The 17,477-nt window shown below is 61.6% G+C and carries 20 protein-coding genes; 11 read left to right on the forward strand and 9 right to left on the reverse strand.

Annotated features, from left to right (window positions below):
- The first annotated feature begins 4 nt into the window (after window positions 1–4).
- The 9 genes from B9A97_RS02840 (at window position 5) to B9A97_RS02880 (ending at window position 8,648) form a co-directional block, all read left to right on the forward strand.
- Window positions 5–796 (forward strand): SDR family NAD(P)-dependent oxidoreductase, encoded by a 792-nt coding sequence (locus B9A97_RS02840; RefSeq protein ID WP_084363431.1) that lies wholly within the window; start codon window positions 5–7, stop codon window positions 794–796.
- A gap of 40 nt (window positions 797–836) precedes the next feature.
- Window positions 837–1,283 carry a cupin domain-containing protein gene (locus B9A97_RS02845; RefSeq protein WP_084363511.1) on the forward strand — a complete coding sequence of 149 codons (447 nt, stop codon included), beginning with the start codon at window positions 837–839 and terminating at the stop codon, window positions 1,281–1,283.
- Between the two features lie 62 nt (window positions 1,284–1,345).
- Window positions 1,346–2,188 (forward strand): enoyl-CoA hydratase family protein, encoded by an 843-nt coding sequence (locus tag B9A97_RS02850; protein ID WP_084363432.1) that lies wholly within the window; start codon window positions 1,346–1,348, stop codon window positions 2,186–2,188.
- Window positions 2,189–2,190: 2 nt separating this feature from the next.
- Entirely contained in the window at window positions 2,191–3,384 is a 1,194-nt protein-coding gene (locus B9A97_RS02855) for an acyl-CoA dehydrogenase family protein (RefSeq protein WP_084363433.1), read from the forward strand.
- Between the two features lie 4 nt (window positions 3,385–3,388).
- Window positions 3,389–3,811: an acyl-CoA thioesterase gene (locus B9A97_RS02860; RefSeq protein ID WP_084363434.1), complete on the forward strand. Its 423-nt coding sequence runs from the start codon at window positions 3,389–3,391 to the stop codon at window positions 3,809–3,811.
- The gene (locus B9A97_RS02865; RefSeq protein WP_084363435.1) at window positions 3,804–4,199 is read left to right on the forward strand and encodes a RidA family protein; all 396 of its coding nucleotides are present in this window, start codon (window positions 3,804–3,806) and stop codon (window positions 4,197–4,199) included. The genes B9A97_RS02860 and B9A97_RS02865 overlap by 8 nt, the downstream gene beginning before the upstream one ends.
- Window positions 4,200–4,221: 22 nt before the next feature.
- On the forward strand, window positions 4,222–6,234 hold the full coding sequence (locus tag B9A97_RS02870; RefSeq protein WP_244564094.1) for a 3-hydroxyacyl-CoA dehydrogenase NAD-binding domain-containing protein: 2,013 nt from the start codon (window positions 4,222–4,224) through the stop codon (window positions 6,232–6,234).
- Window positions 6,231–6,617, forward strand: a complete 387-nt coding sequence (locus B9A97_RS02875) for an acyl-CoA thioesterase (RefSeq protein ID WP_084363436.1) — start codon at window positions 6,231–6,233, stop codon at window positions 6,615–6,617. Before B9A97_RS02870 ends, B9A97_RS02875 begins: the two co-directional genes overlap by 4 nt.
- Window positions 6,618–6,731: 114 nt before the next feature.
- Window positions 6,732–8,648 carry an O-linked N-acetylglucosamine transferase, SPINDLY family protein gene (locus B9A97_RS02880; protein ID WP_179145197.1) on the forward strand — a complete coding sequence of 639 codons (1,917 nt, stop codon included), beginning with the start codon at window positions 6,732–6,734 and terminating at the stop codon, window positions 8,646–8,648.
- A gap of 47 nt (window positions 8,649–8,695) precedes the next feature.
- On the opposite strand, the gene gmd is transcribed toward B9A97_RS02880, so the two are convergent.
- From gmd to B9A97_RS02920, 8 genes are all read right to left on the reverse strand, one after another.
- Complete coding sequence (gene gmd / locus B9A97_RS02885; RefSeq protein WP_244564095.1) at window positions 8,696–9,757, reverse strand: GDP-mannose 4,6-dehydratase; 1,062 nt, start codon at window positions 9,755–9,757, stop codon at window positions 8,696–8,698.
- Between the two features lie 296 nt (window positions 9,758–10,053).
- Window positions 10,054–10,590: a DUF4142 domain-containing protein gene (locus tag B9A97_RS02890; protein ID WP_084363439.1), complete on the reverse strand. Its 537-nt coding sequence runs from the start codon at window positions 10,588–10,590 to the stop codon at window positions 10,054–10,056.
- A 94-nt stretch (window positions 10,591–10,684) separates the two neighbouring features.
- Window positions 10,685–11,302, reverse strand: coding sequence for a hypothetical protein (locus B9A97_RS02895; RefSeq protein ID WP_143530294.1), 618 nt, complete (start codon window positions 11,300–11,302; stop codon window positions 10,685–10,687).
- Window positions 11,303–11,905: a HupE/UreJ family protein gene (locus B9A97_RS02900; protein WP_084363441.1), complete on the reverse strand. Its 603-nt coding sequence runs from the start codon at window positions 11,903–11,905 to the stop codon at window positions 11,303–11,305. It abuts the gene before it with no gap.
- 176 nt (window positions 11,906–12,081) lie between these two features.
- Window positions 12,082–12,645, reverse strand: coding sequence for a DUF2076 domain-containing protein (locus tag B9A97_RS02905; RefSeq protein WP_084363442.1), 564 nt, complete (start codon window positions 12,643–12,645; stop codon window positions 12,082–12,084).
- Window positions 12,646–12,675: 30 nt separating this feature from the next.
- Window positions 12,676–13,386 (reverse strand): Bax inhibitor-1/YccA family protein, encoded by a 711-nt coding sequence (locus B9A97_RS02910; RefSeq protein ID WP_084363443.1) that lies wholly within the window; start codon window positions 13,384–13,386, stop codon window positions 12,676–12,678.
- 27 nt (window positions 13,387–13,413) lie between these two features.
- Window positions 13,414–14,187 (reverse strand): anti-sigma factor family protein, encoded by a 774-nt coding sequence (locus B9A97_RS02915; RefSeq protein WP_084363444.1) that lies wholly within the window; start codon window positions 14,185–14,187, stop codon window positions 13,414–13,416.
- Complete coding sequence (locus B9A97_RS02920) at window positions 14,174–14,719, reverse strand: sigma-70 family RNA polymerase sigma factor (RefSeq protein WP_084363445.1); 546 nt, start codon at window positions 14,717–14,719, stop codon at window positions 14,174–14,176. Before B9A97_RS02920 ends, B9A97_RS02915 begins: the two co-directional genes overlap by 14 nt.
- Before the next feature lie 191 nt (window positions 14,720–14,910).
- On the opposite strand from B9A97_RS02920, the gene B9A97_RS02925 reads away from it, so the two are divergent.
- Both B9A97_RS02925 and B9A97_RS29270 read left to right on the forward strand, forming a co-directional pair.
- Complete coding sequence (locus B9A97_RS02925; protein WP_084363446.1) at window positions 14,911–15,588, forward strand: spermidine synthase family protein; 678 nt, start codon at window positions 14,911–14,913, stop codon at window positions 15,586–15,588.
- 471 nt (window positions 15,589–16,059) lie between these two features.
- A complete protein-coding gene (locus tag B9A97_RS29270; RefSeq protein ID WP_143530295.1) occupies window positions 16,060–16,281 on the forward strand; it encodes a hypothetical protein in 222 nt (73 codons plus the stop codon).
- 179 nt (window positions 16,282–16,460) lie between these two features.
- Here B9A97_RS29270 and B9A97_RS02930 read toward each other — a convergent pair.
- Window positions 16,461–17,477, reverse strand: a 1,017-nt coding sequence (locus tag B9A97_RS02930; RefSeq protein ID WP_179145198.1) for a polysaccharide biosynthesis tyrosine autokinase, incomplete at its 5' end; no start/stop codon positions are given.

Here is a 17,477-nt window from a genome sequence, read left to right on the forward strand (position 1 = left end):
ATCGATGGCGGCAGGCGGCAAGCTTGAGGGACGACATGCAGTGGTAACCGGTGCCGGCAGCGGCATCGGGGCTGCGATTGCCCGTGCCCTGGCTGCCGCCGGCGCTCAGTTGACGCTTGCCGGGCGGCGGCGGGAGCCGTTGGAAGCGCTTGCTGCCGAGATCGGCAATGAACGCGTTTTCGTGGCCGCCGGCTTTGACGTCACGGATCCCAAGGCGATTGAGGCCGGACTTGCCGCGGCGCGGGAAAAGTTCGGTCGCATCAGCATCCTGATCAACAATGCGGGCGAGGCGCCTAGCGCCCCGTTCGACAAAACGACGCTCGATATGTGGTCTCACGTGATGAACGTGGACCTGACCGGCGTGTTCAACGTCACCCAGGCCGCTCTCCCTGACCTCAAGGCCCATGGCGAAGGCGCGCGGATCATCAATATCGCATCGACTGCCGGCCTCACCGGCTATGCCTATGTCTCGGCCTATTGCGCGGCCAAGCACGGCGTGGTCGGCCTGACGCGCGCACTGGCTCTGGAACTGGCCAAGAAGGGCGTGACGGTCAATGCCGTCTGCCCCGGCTTCACCGACACGCCGATCATTTCCAGATCGATCGAAGAGGTCGTCGCAAAGACCGGCCGCAGCCGCGAGCAGGCCCTGGCCGAGTTCGTCAAATCCAATCCGCAAGGACGCCTGGTCAAGCCAGAGGAAGTCGCAGACGCGACGCTGTGGCTTGCCTCTCCCAATGCGGCATCCATCACCGGTCAGGCCATTGCCGTGGCGGGTGGAGAAATCATGGCGGGTTGAACCGACCATGAGCAACGGGAACGAAAACTGGGAGCCTGCGATGGAATTGGAAAAGGGCATAACGCAGAATGGCAGCGGATACCAAGGCGTAAGCTGGAACATCCTCGGCCAGGTTTATTATCCAAAGGCGGTCTGCGCCGACACATTTGCCTTCGAAACGAACAGCGATCCGGGCCAGTTCGTGCCCGTGCATATCCATCCGAACCAGGATGAATTCATCCTGGTCCAGGAGGGAGAACTCGACCTGAAGCTCGATGGCCAATGGACGAAGGCCAAGGCCGGCGATCTGGTGCGCATGCCCAGGGGCGTACCGCATGGCTATTTCAATAAGTCCGACAAGCCCTGCCGCGCTTTGTTCTGGGTCGCACCGGCCGGAAAGCTGGAGCAGCTTTTCATCGGCCTCGACCAGATGACGGATGTGGATGCAATCGTGAAGCTTTCGGCCGAGCACGAGGTGGATTTCCTTCCACCTTCCGCAAACGACTGAGACACAATAAAAACCCGGCCGCCCGATCAGCGGCAGGGACAAATGGGAGGCGAGCAGACGACATGGCCAATGTGATGCAAGACATGAAGCGCAGCTTCAAGGACCATAAGCCACAGCATTTCCTTTGGGAGGTTAGCGAGGACGGCCGCATCGCGACGCTGACCCTCAATCGTCCCGAACGGAAGAACCCGTTGACCTTCGACAGCTATGCCGAGATGCGCGACCTGTTTCGCGACCTTGCTTACGCCTCCGATGTCAGGGCTATCGTGCTGACCGGTGCAGGCGGCAACTTCTCCAGCGGTGGTGACGTGTTCGAGATTATCGAACCGTTGACGCATATGGCAATGCCCGAGCTGCTGGCCTTTACCCGCATGACGGGGGATCTGGTGAAAGCCATGCGCCGCTGCCCTCAGCCGATCATCGCCGCCGTTGACGGCATCTGCGCCGGCGCCGGCGCGATCCTTGCCATGGCATCCGACATGCGGCTCGCAACGCCCGAAGCCAAGACCGCCTTCCTCTTCACCCGCGTCGGGCTTGCGGGGGCCGATATGGGCGCCTGCGGCATTCTTCCGCGCATCATCGGTCAGGGCCGCGCCTCCGAACTCCTGTTCACCGGCCGCTTCATGAGCGCCGAAGAAGGTCAGAACTGGGGCTTCTTCAATGCCTTGCACGGCAAGGATGCCGTCGTTCCGGCCGCTGTCAATCTTGCCCGGTCGCTGGCCGATGGTCCCTGGTTCGCCCATGGCATGACCAAGACCATGATGAACCAGGAATGGGCCATGGGCATCGAGGAGATGATCGAGTCTGAAGCCCAGGCCCAGGCGATCTGCATGGCCACGGGCGATTTCCGCCGCGCCTTCGAGGCCTTTGCCGCCAAGCAGAAGCCGGTATTCGAGGGCAACTGACCATGAGCGCCACAACCTCCTCCCCTGCCGCCGCTCTCGGCCGTGACCATCTCGCCTGGCCGTTCTTCGATGCCGGCCATGCCGAATTTGCCAAGCGGCTGGATGCTTTCGCGGCATCCGCGGCCATGACGTCCGTCGACCATCACGACGTCGATGGCGCGTGCCGCAAGCTGGTCAAGGCGCTTGGCGAAGCGGGCCTGCTCACCGCCGCCGTCAGCCTTGAGGGCGGAGACGGCATCGACAGCCGCAAGGTCTGCCTGGCGCGCGAAACGCTCGCCTTCCACGATGGCCTCGCCGATTTCGCCTTCGCCATGCAGGGCCTGGGAACCGGCGCCATCAGCCTGACGGGTTCCCCGGAACTCAAGCAGGCCGTGCTTCCGAAGGTCATCACCGGTGACTGGATTTCCGCCTTCGCCCTATCGGAAAAGCTTGCCGGCTCCGACGTCGCTGCCATGGCCTGCGCCGCACGGGCCGATGGTGATCATTATGTGCTCGATGGCGAGAAGACCTGGATCTCAAATGGCGGCATAGCCGATGTCTACACGGTCTTTGCCCGCACGGGCGAGGCACCGGGTACGCGCGGCATTTCCGCCTTTGTCGTCTTCGCCGACGATCCCGGCTTCTCCATCTCCGAGCGTATCGATGTCATCGCGCCCCATCCGCTGGCGACGATCCGCTTCGAAAATTGCCGCATTCCGGCGGGTCGCAGGCTCGGCGCGCCGGGCGAAGGCTTCAAGATCGCCATGCGCACGCTGGACATCTTCCGCGCTTCGGTTGCCGCAGCATCCCTCGGCTTTGCCCGCCGTGCGCTCGCGGAAGCCCTGACCCACGCCAGAGAGCGTCCGATGTTCGGCGCAACGCTCTCCGACCTGCAACTCACCCAGGCTGCCCTTGGCGACATGGCGACCGATATCGATTCAGCCGCCCTCCTAACCTATCGCGCGGCATGGCGGCGCGACGTGCAGAAACTGCCGACCACCAAGGAGGCAGCCATGGCCAAGATGACCGCCACCGAAAATGCTCAGACCGTGATCGACCGTGCCGTGCAGATGTTCGGTGGTCGCGGCGTGAAAAGCGGCGAGATGGTCGAAAAGCTCTATCGCGAGATCCGCGCGCTCCGAATTTACGAGGGCGCAACCGAAGTCCAGAAGCTGATCGTTGCCCGAGAGCTTCTGAAGGAACAGGCGGGCAAGTGACGCCATGACCGTATTCCGCACCACCAGGCCGTTGCGTTTTGGCGACTGCGATCCCTCCGGGATCGCCTATTTCCCGTCCTACCTGAACATTCTGGTGGGCGTGCTGGAAGAATTCTTTGCAGCCGCCGGCAAGCCGTGGTCCGTGCTCATTGCCGAGCGGCGCATCGGCACGCCAACCCTGAAGCTGGACCTGACCTTCCTCAAGCCCGGTATTCACGGCGATCTCATGGACTTTTCGATCCGCGTGGCCCGCATCGGCAATTCCTCCATGGACCTGGAGCACGAAGTCTCCTGTGGCGGAGAGATTTTGTGGAAGGCCAACCAACGTATCGTTGCAACCTCGCTGGAAACGCATAAGTCGGTGTCTTGGCCCGACGACATCAGAACCGCTTTCATGCCCTATCTGGAGAACAAGAATAATGCATAAGGTATTGCAGCCCGAGGGTTGGGCTAAACCGATCGGCTACGCCAATGGTGTCGAGGCCAAGGGGCGTCAGGTCTATGTCGGCGGTCAGATCGGCTGGAACGAGCAGTGCAAGTTCGAAAGCGACGACTTCGTGGACCAGGTTCGCCAGACGCTGAAAAACGTCGTAGCCATTGTGCGCGAAGCCGGCGGCGAGCCGCACCACATCACCACCATGACCTGGTATTTCACCGACAAGCAGGAATATCTCGGCAATCTCAAGGGCCTGGGCGAAGCCTATCGCGAAGTCATCGGCCGGCATTTCCCCGCCATGGCAGCGGTGCAGGTCGTGGCCCTGGTCGAAGACCGGGCGAAGATCGAAATTCAGGCCGTCGCCGTCATTCCCGACTAATCGAACTCAAAAAAGAGGGCGCATGATGAGCCAGGGCCAGCAATCGGACCGGATCACCTATTCTTCGGTCGTCTACGGCGAACGGCGCGGACAGTGCGTCGTCGTGACCCTCGACAACCCGCCGGTCAACGCCATCTCGGCAGACCTGCGTGCCGGCATCATGGCGGCGCTTGCGGACGTGCGATCGAAGCCGGACGTGACCGCCGTGGTTCTGACCGGCGCCGGCAAAACCTTCGTTGGCGGCGCCGATATCAAGGAATTCGGCAAGCCGCCCGCCGAGCCGACCCTACCGGACGTGATCGCCGCGATCGAAGGCATGGACAAGCCAGTCGTCGCCGCCATCAATGGGGCAGCACTAGGCGGTGGCTTGGAACTCGCCCTTGCCTGCCATGTCAGGATTGCTGCACCGTCCGCGACCCTGGGCATGCCGGAAGTCAATCTCGGGCTTGTTCCCGGCGCCGGTGGCACCCAACGACTGCCGAGGCTCGTGGGTCCGGTCACGGCCCTTGAGATGATCACCGACGGCAAGCCTGTTCCCGCGCGTGCTGCGCTGGCGTCGGGGCTGATCGACGGCATTGCCGAAGACGATCTCGTGGAGCACGCGGTGGCACTCGCACTCGACCACGCGGCGAAACCGCTTCGTCGGACCGGCACGCTGCCGGTGCCTACCTATGAAGGTTCCGCATTTGAAGCCGCCGCTTCCCGCGTGTTGAAGAAGGCGCGCGGACGCTCGGCGCCAGCCGAAGCGATCCGCCTGGTGAGACTCGCCACGGAAGTCCCGCTTGCAGACGGATTGCGGGAGGAGCGCGCAACCTTCATTCGCCTGCGCGACAGCGAAGAATCGACCGCCCTTCGCCATATCTTTTTTGCCGAACGTGCCGCCGGCAAGCTTGCTGGTCCTGACGCCGATGCCACACCGCGCGACATCTTGCGCGTGGGCATTGCCGGCACCGGCCTGATGGGCTGCGGCATTGCTGTCGCGGCGCTCACCGCTGGTTATTGGGTAATCGCACTCGACCAGACGGCGGAAGCCGCAGAAAAGGGTGCAGCCCGGATCAAGGACATGATCGGGCAATCGGTAAAGTCAGGTCGCATCAGCGAGGAAGTCGCAAGCCAACAAATCGCGCGGCTGGCGGCCACCGCCGACCCCCGTGATCTGGCCGATACGGATATGGTCATCGAAGCGGTCTTCGATGATCTCGACGTGAAGGTCACACTGTTTCAGCAGTTGGACGGGATTGTTCGCAAGGACACCATCCTCGCCACAAATACCAGCTACCTCAATCCGGACGATATCGCCGCTCGCACGGCCGTGCCGCATCGCGTCGTCGGCCTGCACTTCTTCTCCCCGGCCAACATCATGCGTCTGGTGGAAGTGGTGAGGCTGGCAAAGACCGAAGCGGATGTCCTGGCCACCACGCTCGCCTTTGCCCGGAAGTTGAAGAAATTGCCCGTGATTTCCGGCGTCTGCGAAGGCTTCATCGGCAATCGCATCTACTCTGCCTATCGCAGCGAGGGCGAACGGCTGCTGGAAGAAGGGGCACTGCCCCAGGACGTCGACCGCGCCCTGGAGGCCTATGGCTTCCCGATGGGCCTGTTTGCCGTCAATGACATGGCAGGGCTTGAGATCGCATGGGCACGGCGCAAGCGCCAGGCCGCGACGCGTGATCCGACCGCTCCCTATTTCGAGATCCCGGATCGCCTCTGCGAGGCCGGCCGTTTCGGCCGCAAGACCGGCAAAGGCTGGTATCTCTACGAAGACGGCGCACGCCGGGTCGACCCCGAGATCGACGCCATGATTGCCGCCTATCGTGTCGAGAAGGGTCTGGTCGCGCGGGAACTCTCTGATGCAGAGATCGTCGATCGGCTGCTGGCCGCCATGGCGCGCGAGGGCGACGCACTGCTGGCCGAGGGCATTGCCGCCTCGGCCTCGGATATCGATGTCGTCATGATCAATGGCTATGGTTTCCCGGCCCATCGCGGCGGACCGATGTTTGCCAGGGATCGCAAGCACAAGGCCGGAACCGCCCAATGAGTGATGCCGAACAGCCCAAGGGCGAATTGACGCTGCGCACGCTTGCCATGCCGGGCGATGCCAACCCGGCCGGCGACATTTTCGGCGGTTGGGTCATGGCGCAGATGGACTTGGCCGCCGGTATTGCCTCGGCAGAGCGCGCCAAAGGGCGCATTGCGACAGTCGCGGTCAAGGAGATCACATTCAAGCAGCCGGTCAAGGTCGGCGATACGCTGTGCATCTATACCACCGTGACCCATGTCGGCCGCACCTCCATGACCTTCTATGTCGAATGCTGGGTGCGCCGCCAATATTCCGAAACGCGGCAGAAGGTGACGGATGCCAGCTTCGTCATGGTAGCGCTCGATGAGCAGGGCCGTCCCCGCCCCGTGCCTGCGGCATGACCACGGCCTAGTAAAACACGGCCGACCTCATCAACGTCTCGCAGTCCGTCTCGCACAAGGTTAAGTCTTCACTAAGGGAAGACCTGACAGATGCGAACCGCCAGACGTCGAGACATGGACATCACAAAGAAGATCGATCCGCAAGCCGAGTTCACAGCCGCCGTCCGCGCATATTCCGAAGGACGGCTCGATGACGCGCTGAAGCGCATGAACGCGCTCCTGGCCAAACACCCGCAGGGCGCTCCGCGCTGGTTCGCCGTTCTTGCCAGCATTCACCTGAAGAAGGAAAACCGCACCCTTGCCGCCGATGCCTTCGTTCAGGAGGCGCGGATCAACCCCGGCATGGCATCAGACCTGCTAAAGCATGCTGTCTCGCTCTATCACGAGAAGCGCGAAATCAAGAAGATCTGCGAAATCGGCGAATGGGCGATCGAAGCGACCGCCAAGGACAACAAGACCGCGTCCATCGTCGTGTCCGCCCTGGTCGAGGACAACGAACTCGATAAGGCCGAACGCTATCTCCACCTCCTCGATTTCACCAATCCCTGGCAGGTGACGGTAGCCTTCGTCTATTACCGCTCGCGACGCGAAACGGGCAAATGCTTCGAGGTCCTGACGCAGGGCGTCGCTCTATCCCCCGATGACGGCTATCTCCTCAGCACGCGCTACGCCCTGGGTCGCGATATCCTCGAATTCGATACTATGCGGGAATATGCCGAGCTCATGGCGGATCTGGAAGCGCCACGCGCCCAGATTCTCTTCAAGATCGAGCGCGCGCTAAACCGGCTCTACTGGACCACATCGGAAGCCCTGACCGCCGCGCCCTGCATTGAGTCCATCGAACTGGCGACCGAAACCGCGCGTCATCAAGCCATGCCGCGCCGGCAAATTGCCGAGGAGGGTCGCAAGCTCCATATCGGCTATCTCTCGAACGATTTCTTCGACCATGTCGTGATGTCCGTCCTGATGCCCATTCTGAAGCGGCATGATGAGAGCAAGTTCGACTTCACGCTGTTCTGCTATACCAATCCGGCGACAGCGGTGGCCCAGGAGAAGTGGCCGGAGGCCATGCGCCAGCGGGTGGTTCGCATTCATGGCATGTCTTCGCCCGATGCCGCCAAGGTCATCAGCGACCATAAGGTCGATATCCTCGTTGACCTCAAGGGCTATACGCTCGGCGCGCGCCTCGATATCGTCAATATAAGCGATGCCCCGCTCAAGGTGGGCTATCTCGGCTTCCCCTCCACTGTGATTGGTGTCGACCTCGACTATGCGATCACCGACCACTACATCACGCCAGACAGCAGCAAGCTCCACTGGCACGAAAAGCTCTGCCGCCTGCCCGGCTCGCTGATGCCGAACCGCCCTCTGGACGAGATTGAGTGCCGCGCGGCAACCCGCGAAGCCTGGGGATTGCCAGAAGACAAATTCATTTTCTGCTCGTTCAACGCGCTGCCGAAATTCTCCTTGCGGACCATCGCCATGTGGGGCCGCATTCTCGCCGCGCTGCCCGATGCGCGCCTCTGGATACGCTGCGACCTGGAAATTGCCCGCCAGAACCTGCTGAAGGAGCTTGGCACCCATGGTGTCGATCCCGGCCAGATCATATTCGCGCCGGGTGCGGGCGAGTTTGCGGAGCATATCAGCAGGCTCGCGCTGGGCGACCTGGCGCTCGACCCGACCCCCTATAACGGCCATGTCACGACATCAGACATGCTGCGCGGCGGACTGCCGGTCCTTGGCCTCCGGGGAACGACCTGCAGTTCGCGCATGACGGAAGGTCAGCTTTCGGTGCTGGGCGTTCCCGAACTGATCGCGGATAGCGAGGATGCCTATGTGGCACGCGCGATCGAGCTTGCGAAAGACCGGGAGCAGTTGCTCGCGATCCGCAACAAGCTGGCGGCGAACAAGCTGACCTCGCCCTTCTTCAACGCGGATCTCTATACCCGCCGCCTCGAAATGGCCTTCGAGATGATGGCGGCGCGTGCTCGGGCAGGTCTGCCGCCGGAGCATATGGATGTTCCGGCCTGACAGGACTTAGGCTGAGGGCAGACGGCCCTTACGCCGCCTTCATGCCCTCACGCTTCCTTCATGATCGTGGCCGCCTGCATCACCTTCAGGTCTTCGTTGACCATTTCGCGGCATAGGGCCCGCACGCCGGTTTCGTGGCGCCAGCCCAGCTTTTCCTCGGCCTTGCGCGGATCTCCGATAAGGAGGTCGACTTCGGTCGGACGGAAATAGCGGGGATCGACCTCGACCACGCATTTGCCCGTCACGGTGTCGAAGCCCTTTTCGTCGACGCCTTCGCCGCGCCAATCCAGGCGGATGCCGACATCCTCGAAGGCCCATTCGACGAACTGTCGAACCTCGGTGGTCACGCCCGTGGCCAGGACATAATCATCCGGCTGATCCTGCTGCAGCATCAGCCACATGCCGCGGACATATTCCTTGGCGTGACCCCAGTCACGCTTGGCATTGAGATTGCCCAGATAAAGCTTGTCCTGCTTGCCGAGCCGGATCGCCGCCGCAGCGCGGGTGATCTTGCGCGTGACGAAGGTTTCGCCGCGCAGCGGGCTCTCATGGTTGAACAGGATCCCGTTGGAGGCATGCATGCCGTAGGCTTCGCGATAGTTCACCACCATCCAATAGGCATAGAGCTTGGCGACGGCATAGGGGCTGCGCGGATAGAAGGGCGTCTTTTCGCTCTGCGGCACTTCCTGCACCTTGCCGTAGAGCTCCGAGGTAGAGGCCTGGTAGAAGCGCGTCTTTCCTTCAAGCTTCAGGATCCGGATCGCTTCAAGAAGCCGAAGCGCGCCCACCGCGTCGGAATTGGCCGTGTATTCCGGCGTCTCGAACGACACGGCCACGTGGGACTGGGCCGCGAGGTTATAGATTTCATCCGGCTGGCATTCCTGGATCACGCGGATCAGGTTGGTGGCATCCGTCATGTCGCCATAATGCAGCTTGAAGCGCTGATTTTCGACATGAGGATCCTCGAAGATATGCTCGATGCGACCCGTATTGAATGAGGACGAGCGGCGCTTGATGCCATGCACCATATAGCCTTTGCCGAGCAGGAGTTCGGCCAGATAAGCACCATCCTGCCCCGTGACACCCGTAATCAAAGCAACTTTGGCCAAAATGCAATCCTTCCTCTGTGGCGGGCACGGCTGATGCGCCCGCGGCGGGGAAGGCATGACAGATTCGGCTTGCGCCAAACAGGCATGATGACCCCGTCAGCCTTGCACGGAGGGAGTTTAGGTTAAAAGGAAGGGCCGGACGCGCAGGGCGTGCGTCCGGCCCCCCTTGCCGGGAGGGTCGCCGGCTTTTCAGCCGCATCTCTGGCGTCACCACCCGGCAAAAGTCAGCCAGCGAATAGGCTGAAGCACCTGCAAACGAGTGACACTGGAAATTGTTCCCGTGTCCCGCAAATTCTTTACGGCTGTACCCGCGCAAAATTGACCTTCATCGTCGAGTAGTGGGACTGTGCAAAGGCCCTTAGGCTTTCGCGGTCGCCGTTGGCGCCATATTCGGACAGAAGAGTGAGGGTAGCGCGCTGGGTTTTCTTCTGCACGGAGTAGAAAGCCTTGTCGAAGCCCTCGCCCTCCATCTGCTTCAACCTTTCAAGCTCTCGCTGCTGCCGACCGTCAAGTTTGTTCTCCAGCGGTAGTCCTTCTTGTTCGGCCGCCACCTTCAAGTCGGCTTGCGCCTTCAACTGATCATTGAGAACCTGCTGCGCGAAGACGCTGGTGTTGGGATCCCTGGCCCGCACCGTGGCAAGCCGCGCCGCCTCGATATCAAAAAGACTGGCTTTCGCAGCGCGGCGAGTGAACTGCTCGGCATTCAGCTCAGTGGCTTTTTGCGCGCCATCATGCACGTTGGCTCCAGACGCTGCTTCATCACGCTGCTGTGCCATGCCTGCCGGGGTATGGGCCAGCACCGCAACGATTCCCAGAAGGATTAGGCGTTTCATTGGCTCTCCTTTCCTGTCGGTCTTTTGGGAGTTAACCGTCGGAGGAGAGGCTTGTTCCTTTGCCCGCCAAAACCAGGAAAGGTGTGAATGGCGATCAGAGCCGGATGAAGGCCAGAGCGCCCGCCATAAGCGACGCGGCGGCAATCCAAGAGCCGGCCACCCGGACAGCGATCCCGAACAGCGCCGGTCGACCTGGCGAAACACACCATCGCGTGAGGGCAAAGATCAACGCACCCATGATCGCAGCACCGAGCAGGGCGCCTGTTCCGCTAGCGAGTACAGCACTCACGGGACCCGGATCGGGCGCCGCCAGCCGCCCAGCGAGCAGAGCAGCGGCCGTGGTCGTCAGGACGACGACAGGTCCGGGCAAAGCCAGCCGGGCGGCGGCTGAGAGCCCGAGCACGACGGCAAAAGCAAGTGCCAGAAGGCTCGTCACTGAAAACAGGCCTTGCAGAAAAAGCGCGCTGACGGCGCCGATTACCAGGGCTGGAAAGGCCATGAAACCATAAGTCTTGAGCGCTCCCGCCGGCCGCTGGCCAAGCCATAGGGATAGCGCCATGACCAGCAATGCCTGGGCCGGCTCGGTGAGAATATGCGGGACGGCGCCGATGAAACCCTGCACACCCGGTACCGCCTCGTGCGCCAGAGCTGGCGAGGTGACGCCGACAAGAACCAGCGTCAGTATTGGCCCCCAGCTATGGCGAGCGCGCAACTACACGACCCCAAAGAGGAAGCCGAAACCGACGGCGGCCACCAATGCGCCACCGGCACGGATCGCCGGACGCCCCATGGGAACCGAGGCCAGAAGACCGATCACGATGCCCACCAGATGCAAAAGACCGGTCGCGATGACGAAGCCGATGGAAAAGGCGATAGGATTGGCCGCTTCCGGCAATTCGGTGCCATGCGCGTGGCCGTGGAAAATGGCGAAAGCCCCGACCACAGCGAGCGACACCGCAAGCGGCGCCCGAACCGCGAAGGCAATCAGCAGACCCAGGACGATGGACGAGGCGGCAATTCCGCTTTCCACCATGGGGATCTGAACACCGAGAACGCCGAGCATGCCGCCAAAGGCCATGATCACGGGAAATGCGACCGGCAGTACCCAGACGGCGGGCTGCCCGAGAAAGGCGCCCCAGAGCCCGACGGCAACCATGGCAGCAACGTGATCCCAGCCGAGCACCGGATGCATGAAGCCGCTGGCAAATCCACCGCTCAATCCGGCAGCACCACCCGCCGTATGCGCGAATGCCATGCTTGGAATGAGGGTTAGAAGGATGATGAGGAAAAGCTTTGATGCTCTGGTATCAGACATGAGCCGCGCTCCATTCGATCAGGCGGTCAGGCCACCCTTCGATGCGCATCAATAAGCCCGGCGTGGCCCTCATGTCCATATGCAACTTGCAACCAGCACAGACCATCGGCGCAGGTCGAGCCATGCATAGTGAGCTTCGCCCCGGTATCAGCCGGGGCGAAGCCTCGTCGTGGAAATCAGAATTCCATGTCGCCCATATCCTCGGCGCCCACGTCCTGCTCGTCAGCCGCCGGTTCCGGCTGAGCCGCCTCGGCCTCGCCCGCAAACATGCCGGCTATGGCATTACCGAGCAGCACGCCGCCGGCAACGCCCATCGCTGTCTGGGCAGCGCCTGCCAGGAACCCGCCGCCAGCACGCTGCTGGCCGTAGCCTTGCGCCTGCTGGCCCCAGGGGCTGGCAGCCTGCGGCTGGGCCATGGCCGGTCCCCGCATCTGCGGCGGAGGAGCCGGACGACGCGGCTGCGGCTGGGAGCCGCTGCCGAACAGGCCGGAAAACAGCCCGCCGCCGGAGGGACGCTGCGAGAGCTGGTATTCCAGTTCCTCGATGCGCTGCTGGGCCTGCCCCAGCGCCTGCTCCTGCACCACGATGGTCTGCGCCATGTAGTACGGCGCAGCCGGCTGGCTGGCGATGCGCTGCCGGATGAAGGCATCCGCATCATTATCGACTTGTCCGGCCTGCTGTTCAACCTGGGCAAGCTTGCCGAACAGGCCTTCAATAGCCTGGCGATCATTCTGGTCCATGGTATCGAAACTCCCTTGCTTAGCCGACGACTACTCGCGTTCGCCGGTGAAGTTCAGCAACAGCTGGAAGATGTTGACGAAGTTCAGGTAGAGCGACAGCGCGCCGAACACGGCCATCTTCTGCTGCGATTCCTGGTCGTAGTTCTCGGCATACTGCTCCTTGATGTTCTGCGTATCCCAGGCGGTCAGGCCGACGAAGACGACGATACCGATCACCGAGATAGCGAACTGCAGGGCGCTGGAGCCGAGGAAGATGTTGACGATCGACGCGATCATCACACCGATCAGACCCATGATCAGGAACGAGCCGAACTTCGACAGGTCACGCTTGGTGACATAGCCGTAAAGGCTGGTCGCGCCGAACATGGTGGCAGCGATGAAGAAAGTGCGGGCGATGCTGGTTCCGGTGAAGACCAGGAACACGGATGCCAGCGAAAGGCCCATGACCGCGCAGAACGCCCAGAAGGTCATCTGTGCCGTCGACGCCGACATCGTCTGGATGCGGAAGGAGAAGAAGAAGACGAAGGCGAGCGGCGCCAGCATCACCACCCACTTCAGCGGCGTGGAGAAGATGGGCACATACAGCGCCGGGGTCGAGCCGACGATGAAGGCGATAAGGCCGGTAATCACGAGGCCCGCACCCATATAGTTATAGATGCGCAGCATGTGCTGACGCAGGCCCTCGTCAAAGAGCGCCGCGGACTGTGCCTGGGCTCCAAATCTTTGGTTCATCGGGTTCATATGCATGATCCTCTGTTGGGGTGGATGTTAGTAAAGCGTCCGGGCCAGACGGCGGGCTGTATCAGCCAGATCGCCATCAGCCCGTTGCTCGGAGACGAGTGCATAGGCGACCTCCCCGATCTGCCAATAGGCAGCGGTGGCATCGCCCTCATGCACAAGCATCACCTGTTGCACCGCGAAGCTGCCGGGCCGAACGGCAAAGAGCGACATGCGTTCGCCCTTGCTGGGTTCGACTGACACTTCGACACTCGGCCCATAGGCCGAGGGATAGATTTGCGCATCAACCACGGACCAGCTGCCGGGCAGTTGGGGGAGGATGATGGCAGTCGACGACCGGATTTCAGCCGGATCGTATTTCGAACTTTCCGCCTGCGACGGCATCGCCTCACGCAGCAGCGCGGTCTGGTGCGCCCTCACCGCCTCCCGGACGAATTGCGGTGTCGGCATGGAGGCCACCACCTGCGTGGCGCCAAACGGACCGACCAGCGCATGGGCAGCCCAGCCAGCGCCTATGAAGAGCGCCACCATCGCCGCACGGCGAAAAAGCTCCAGCGTGCGCCTGCGGGCAAACGCACCTTCCAGAATGCGGGCAGCCTCGCGCGTCTCGACACGATTGGTCGAACGGTTGCCGGCCAAGGCCAGACGCAGTTCGTCCCGCACGCGGAGATCGGCCATCAGCTGGGCAGCGACCGCCGGATGTTCGGAAAGGTAGGCTTCCACCTCGATGCGGCGACCGACATCAAGCTGATCGTCGATATAAGCATGGATATCGGCCTCCAGCACGGGATCACTGATCGTCATCGCGCTTGCCTCCTATAAGTTTTAGGTGTCCTCGTCGGCTGGCGGGGTCAGATTCCTCGATCGCCCGCAACTGGGCCCGCGCGCGTGAAATGCGCGACATCAAGGTTCCGACCGGAATGCCAAGGACGGCAGCGGCCTCCTGATAGGACAGTTCTTCGATCGCCACGAGATGAAGCGCCTCGCGCTGCTCCTCGGGCAGTTCCATGAATGCCGCGCGGACCTGCGCCAGCCGGACCGAATGCTCTTGCGACGGCGCGGCGGCTTCGTCGGCGATATCGGCTGCAGCGTCGTTGCGCCGGCGCTGCGACCGGCTCTGCCGGAGCCGGTCGATATGGGTGTTGTGAACAATCGACAGCAGCCAGTTGCGGATATTCGCACCGGAGCGGAACGTGACCTGCCGTTCATAAGCCTTGACGAGCGCATCATGCACCAGGTCCTCGGCGTCATCCGGATTGCGCGCAAGCGACAGCGCATAGCGGCGCAGGGTCGCCAATTGGCCAATCACGTTGAAGCGTTGCGGTTTTGTGTTCATCACCAAGTATACGGATCTCGCCTTGAGCTTATTCCATCAGTCCAGGATTTTTTTTAAGGGAATCAGTTCAGCACACAGATGGGAAGCGGAAGGCCTGGCCCCAAGGAGGTGTGCGTCGCCGCCCAGAGCCAAACTGGCCACCCGCGTCGCGACATGCTAGGCAGCCGCGTTCCCACAGGAAAGGCCGTGACGTGTTACCTTGGATCGAACTGGACCGGACCGCAATTCCCGGCGATGGCGGTGAATTGCGCCTCAAGCAGCGCGGGCAGGAATTTTCCATCATGCTCGGCGCCAACGAGTTGATGAACAGCCGGCTGAGCGGATCGGAAGAGGCGCTCGCCACCCTGTCCTTCGAGCGCATTGCGAATGTCAGACGACCGGCGATGCTGATCGGCGGGCTCGGCATGGGCTTCACCTTGCGGGCGGCGCTCGCGGTCATGCCGTCCGACAGCGAGGTGACCGTCGGGGAACTTGTACCGGCGGTCATCGCCTGGGCGCGCGGCCCCATGGCCGACATCTTCAAGGGCAGCCTGGACGACCCGCGCGTGACTGTTCGGGAAGGCGATGTCGGCAACATGATCGCAAACGCGAAATCACGCTACGACGCCATTCTCCTGGACGTCGACAATGGGCCTGACGGTCTCACGCGCAAATCGAATGACGGGCTCTACAGCCACTCCGGCCTGGTCGCGGCTCTCGCAGCCTTGCGGCCGGGCGGCGTGCTGGCCGTATGGTCCTCAGGCCTGGATGAGGCCTTCACAAGGCGGCTGAAACAGGCCGGCTTCGCAACGGAGGTAAAATCCGTCCGTGCCCATAAGCGCAGCGGTGCGCGTCACACCATATGGCTTGCCGTGAAAAAGGGGACCTGAGGGCGCAGACACCGAAGAATACTCGGCGCAGGCGCAGAAACGAAAAAGCCTGCCGCGGGAGGAGGTGCGGCAGGCTTTTCCAAATAACCGATCATCAGCTGGGAGGAGGATAGCTGATGACCATGCAGGCCCCTTTGGGAGGAGGAGTAAGGAACCTGCCAACCAAAGCGCCGCGGGAGGAGGAGCAGCGCTTCGATGGAAATAATCATACTATATCCACGCTCATTAGATAGGCAAAATTTTGCATTGCAGCTATGCGCCATGCGCTTGGCGAATAGCTGCACTTGCTCACGAATGGCGTGCAGTCGCCTTGAACTTAAGGCCCAAGATACCCAAATCTTCATCGTATGGTGGAACTCAGACGGCTGTGGTAAGGTTAATTAATTACTAAACACTAACGTTTGTGTTGTCGTGCCTGGGTTAGAGCGGGCATACTGCAATCCAGCACTAGCCGCATTTGGAGGTATCGTGATGGATATAGACGCAGAACTGCGATCTATCAGCGAACGAACGCATTTTCCGCGAGTCGGCGACGTCGACTGGTGTCGTCCCGTGGAAATCGGCATGTCCGTCGGCGTGGCCGTCAGGGCATTGACGAAGAAGGCTGTCGAGGCCGGCTATACGAAAATGGAAATATCCATGCTCCTGGCCGAATTGGCCGAGGAGATGCTGCAACAGCCGGACAAGAAGTAACTATATCGGGTCTTGATGGGCAGTTCTCTGCCCGCCTCTGCATGACCAATTTGTCGGGCGCAGCGCGCCAAGACACGAGGTGTTGTCGCACCCTGCCCATGGCAGGAGGATCGGACCGCCTGCCATTATCTTCCCAGAATGCTTAACCTGATTGGCTGCCAGCAGCGCCTCCTCGTTCGCTACCGGACATATCCGGAGTAACGATACGAGCTCTCATTGCGCGTGTTTTCCTTCTGGTTCATCGCCACCATCGCCGGCGTTCCCTTCGGAGCATTTTCGATCAATGCCGTCAGGGATTTGCGAACCAGCGTCTGCGACGTGCTGGCCCAGCGAACAACGAACACGATGAAGTCTGCATGCCGTGAGAGATAAAGAGCGTCGACAACGGGACCAACGGGCGGCGTGTCGATGACGATGTATTCGAAATGGCGGCGAGCTGCCGAGATGATCTGCGAGAACCGCTCGCCCATGACAAGATCATCCGTCGCCATGTCCGTCACGCGATCACCGACGATAACGGAGAGATCGGAGAGCGGATCGGCAATGGTCTGCTTGGAAACCGACTGAGCCGCCTCGGTGCCCTGCAAAAGGTCGGCGAACCAGGAGCTTCTTTCCACGCCCAAGAGGCTATTGATGCTCGGCTTACGGAAGTCGCAATCGATCAGCAGCGTCTTCTTGCCGGATTTTGCCAGCGTGCGGCTGAGGGCGAGCGAGACTGTCGACTTGCCCTCATTGGGCTCGGAAGAGGACACGAGCACAACAACGCATTCGCGGCGATCCTGTCCTGCAGCCTGAGCCGTCTTTTCAAACAGCAGCCGCTCCACGCCGACGCGAATTCGCCGGATGCTTTCGGAGAAGACCGACAGCGGCGACGTGATCACAAGATCCGCAACGCTGTATGTCGTGAGGTTGGCATCGGGGGTCTGCTTCGGAATGACGGTAGCGAGCTTCGCCCGGAGCACGGGTTCAATCTGTTCTTCGCTGGTGAAACCGCCGACGAAATGTTCCCGCAACACCGCAATGGCGCCGCCGAGAACCAGCGCAAAGGCAACCGATACGAAGAACATCAGTTTCCTGTTGGGAAATGATGGCTGTGCGGGAACCAAGGCAGCGTTCACCACGCGGCTATCGGCCAATTGCAGCTGTGCCTTGGTATCCAGTTCGCGCAGGCGCTGGAGCAGGGTCTGGTACTGGGT

It is taken from the genome of Rhizobium sp. RU36D, from assembly GCF_900176345.1.
Classification (GTDB): domain Bacteria; phylum Pseudomonadota; class Alphaproteobacteria; order Rhizobiales; family Rhizobiaceae; genus Allorhizobium.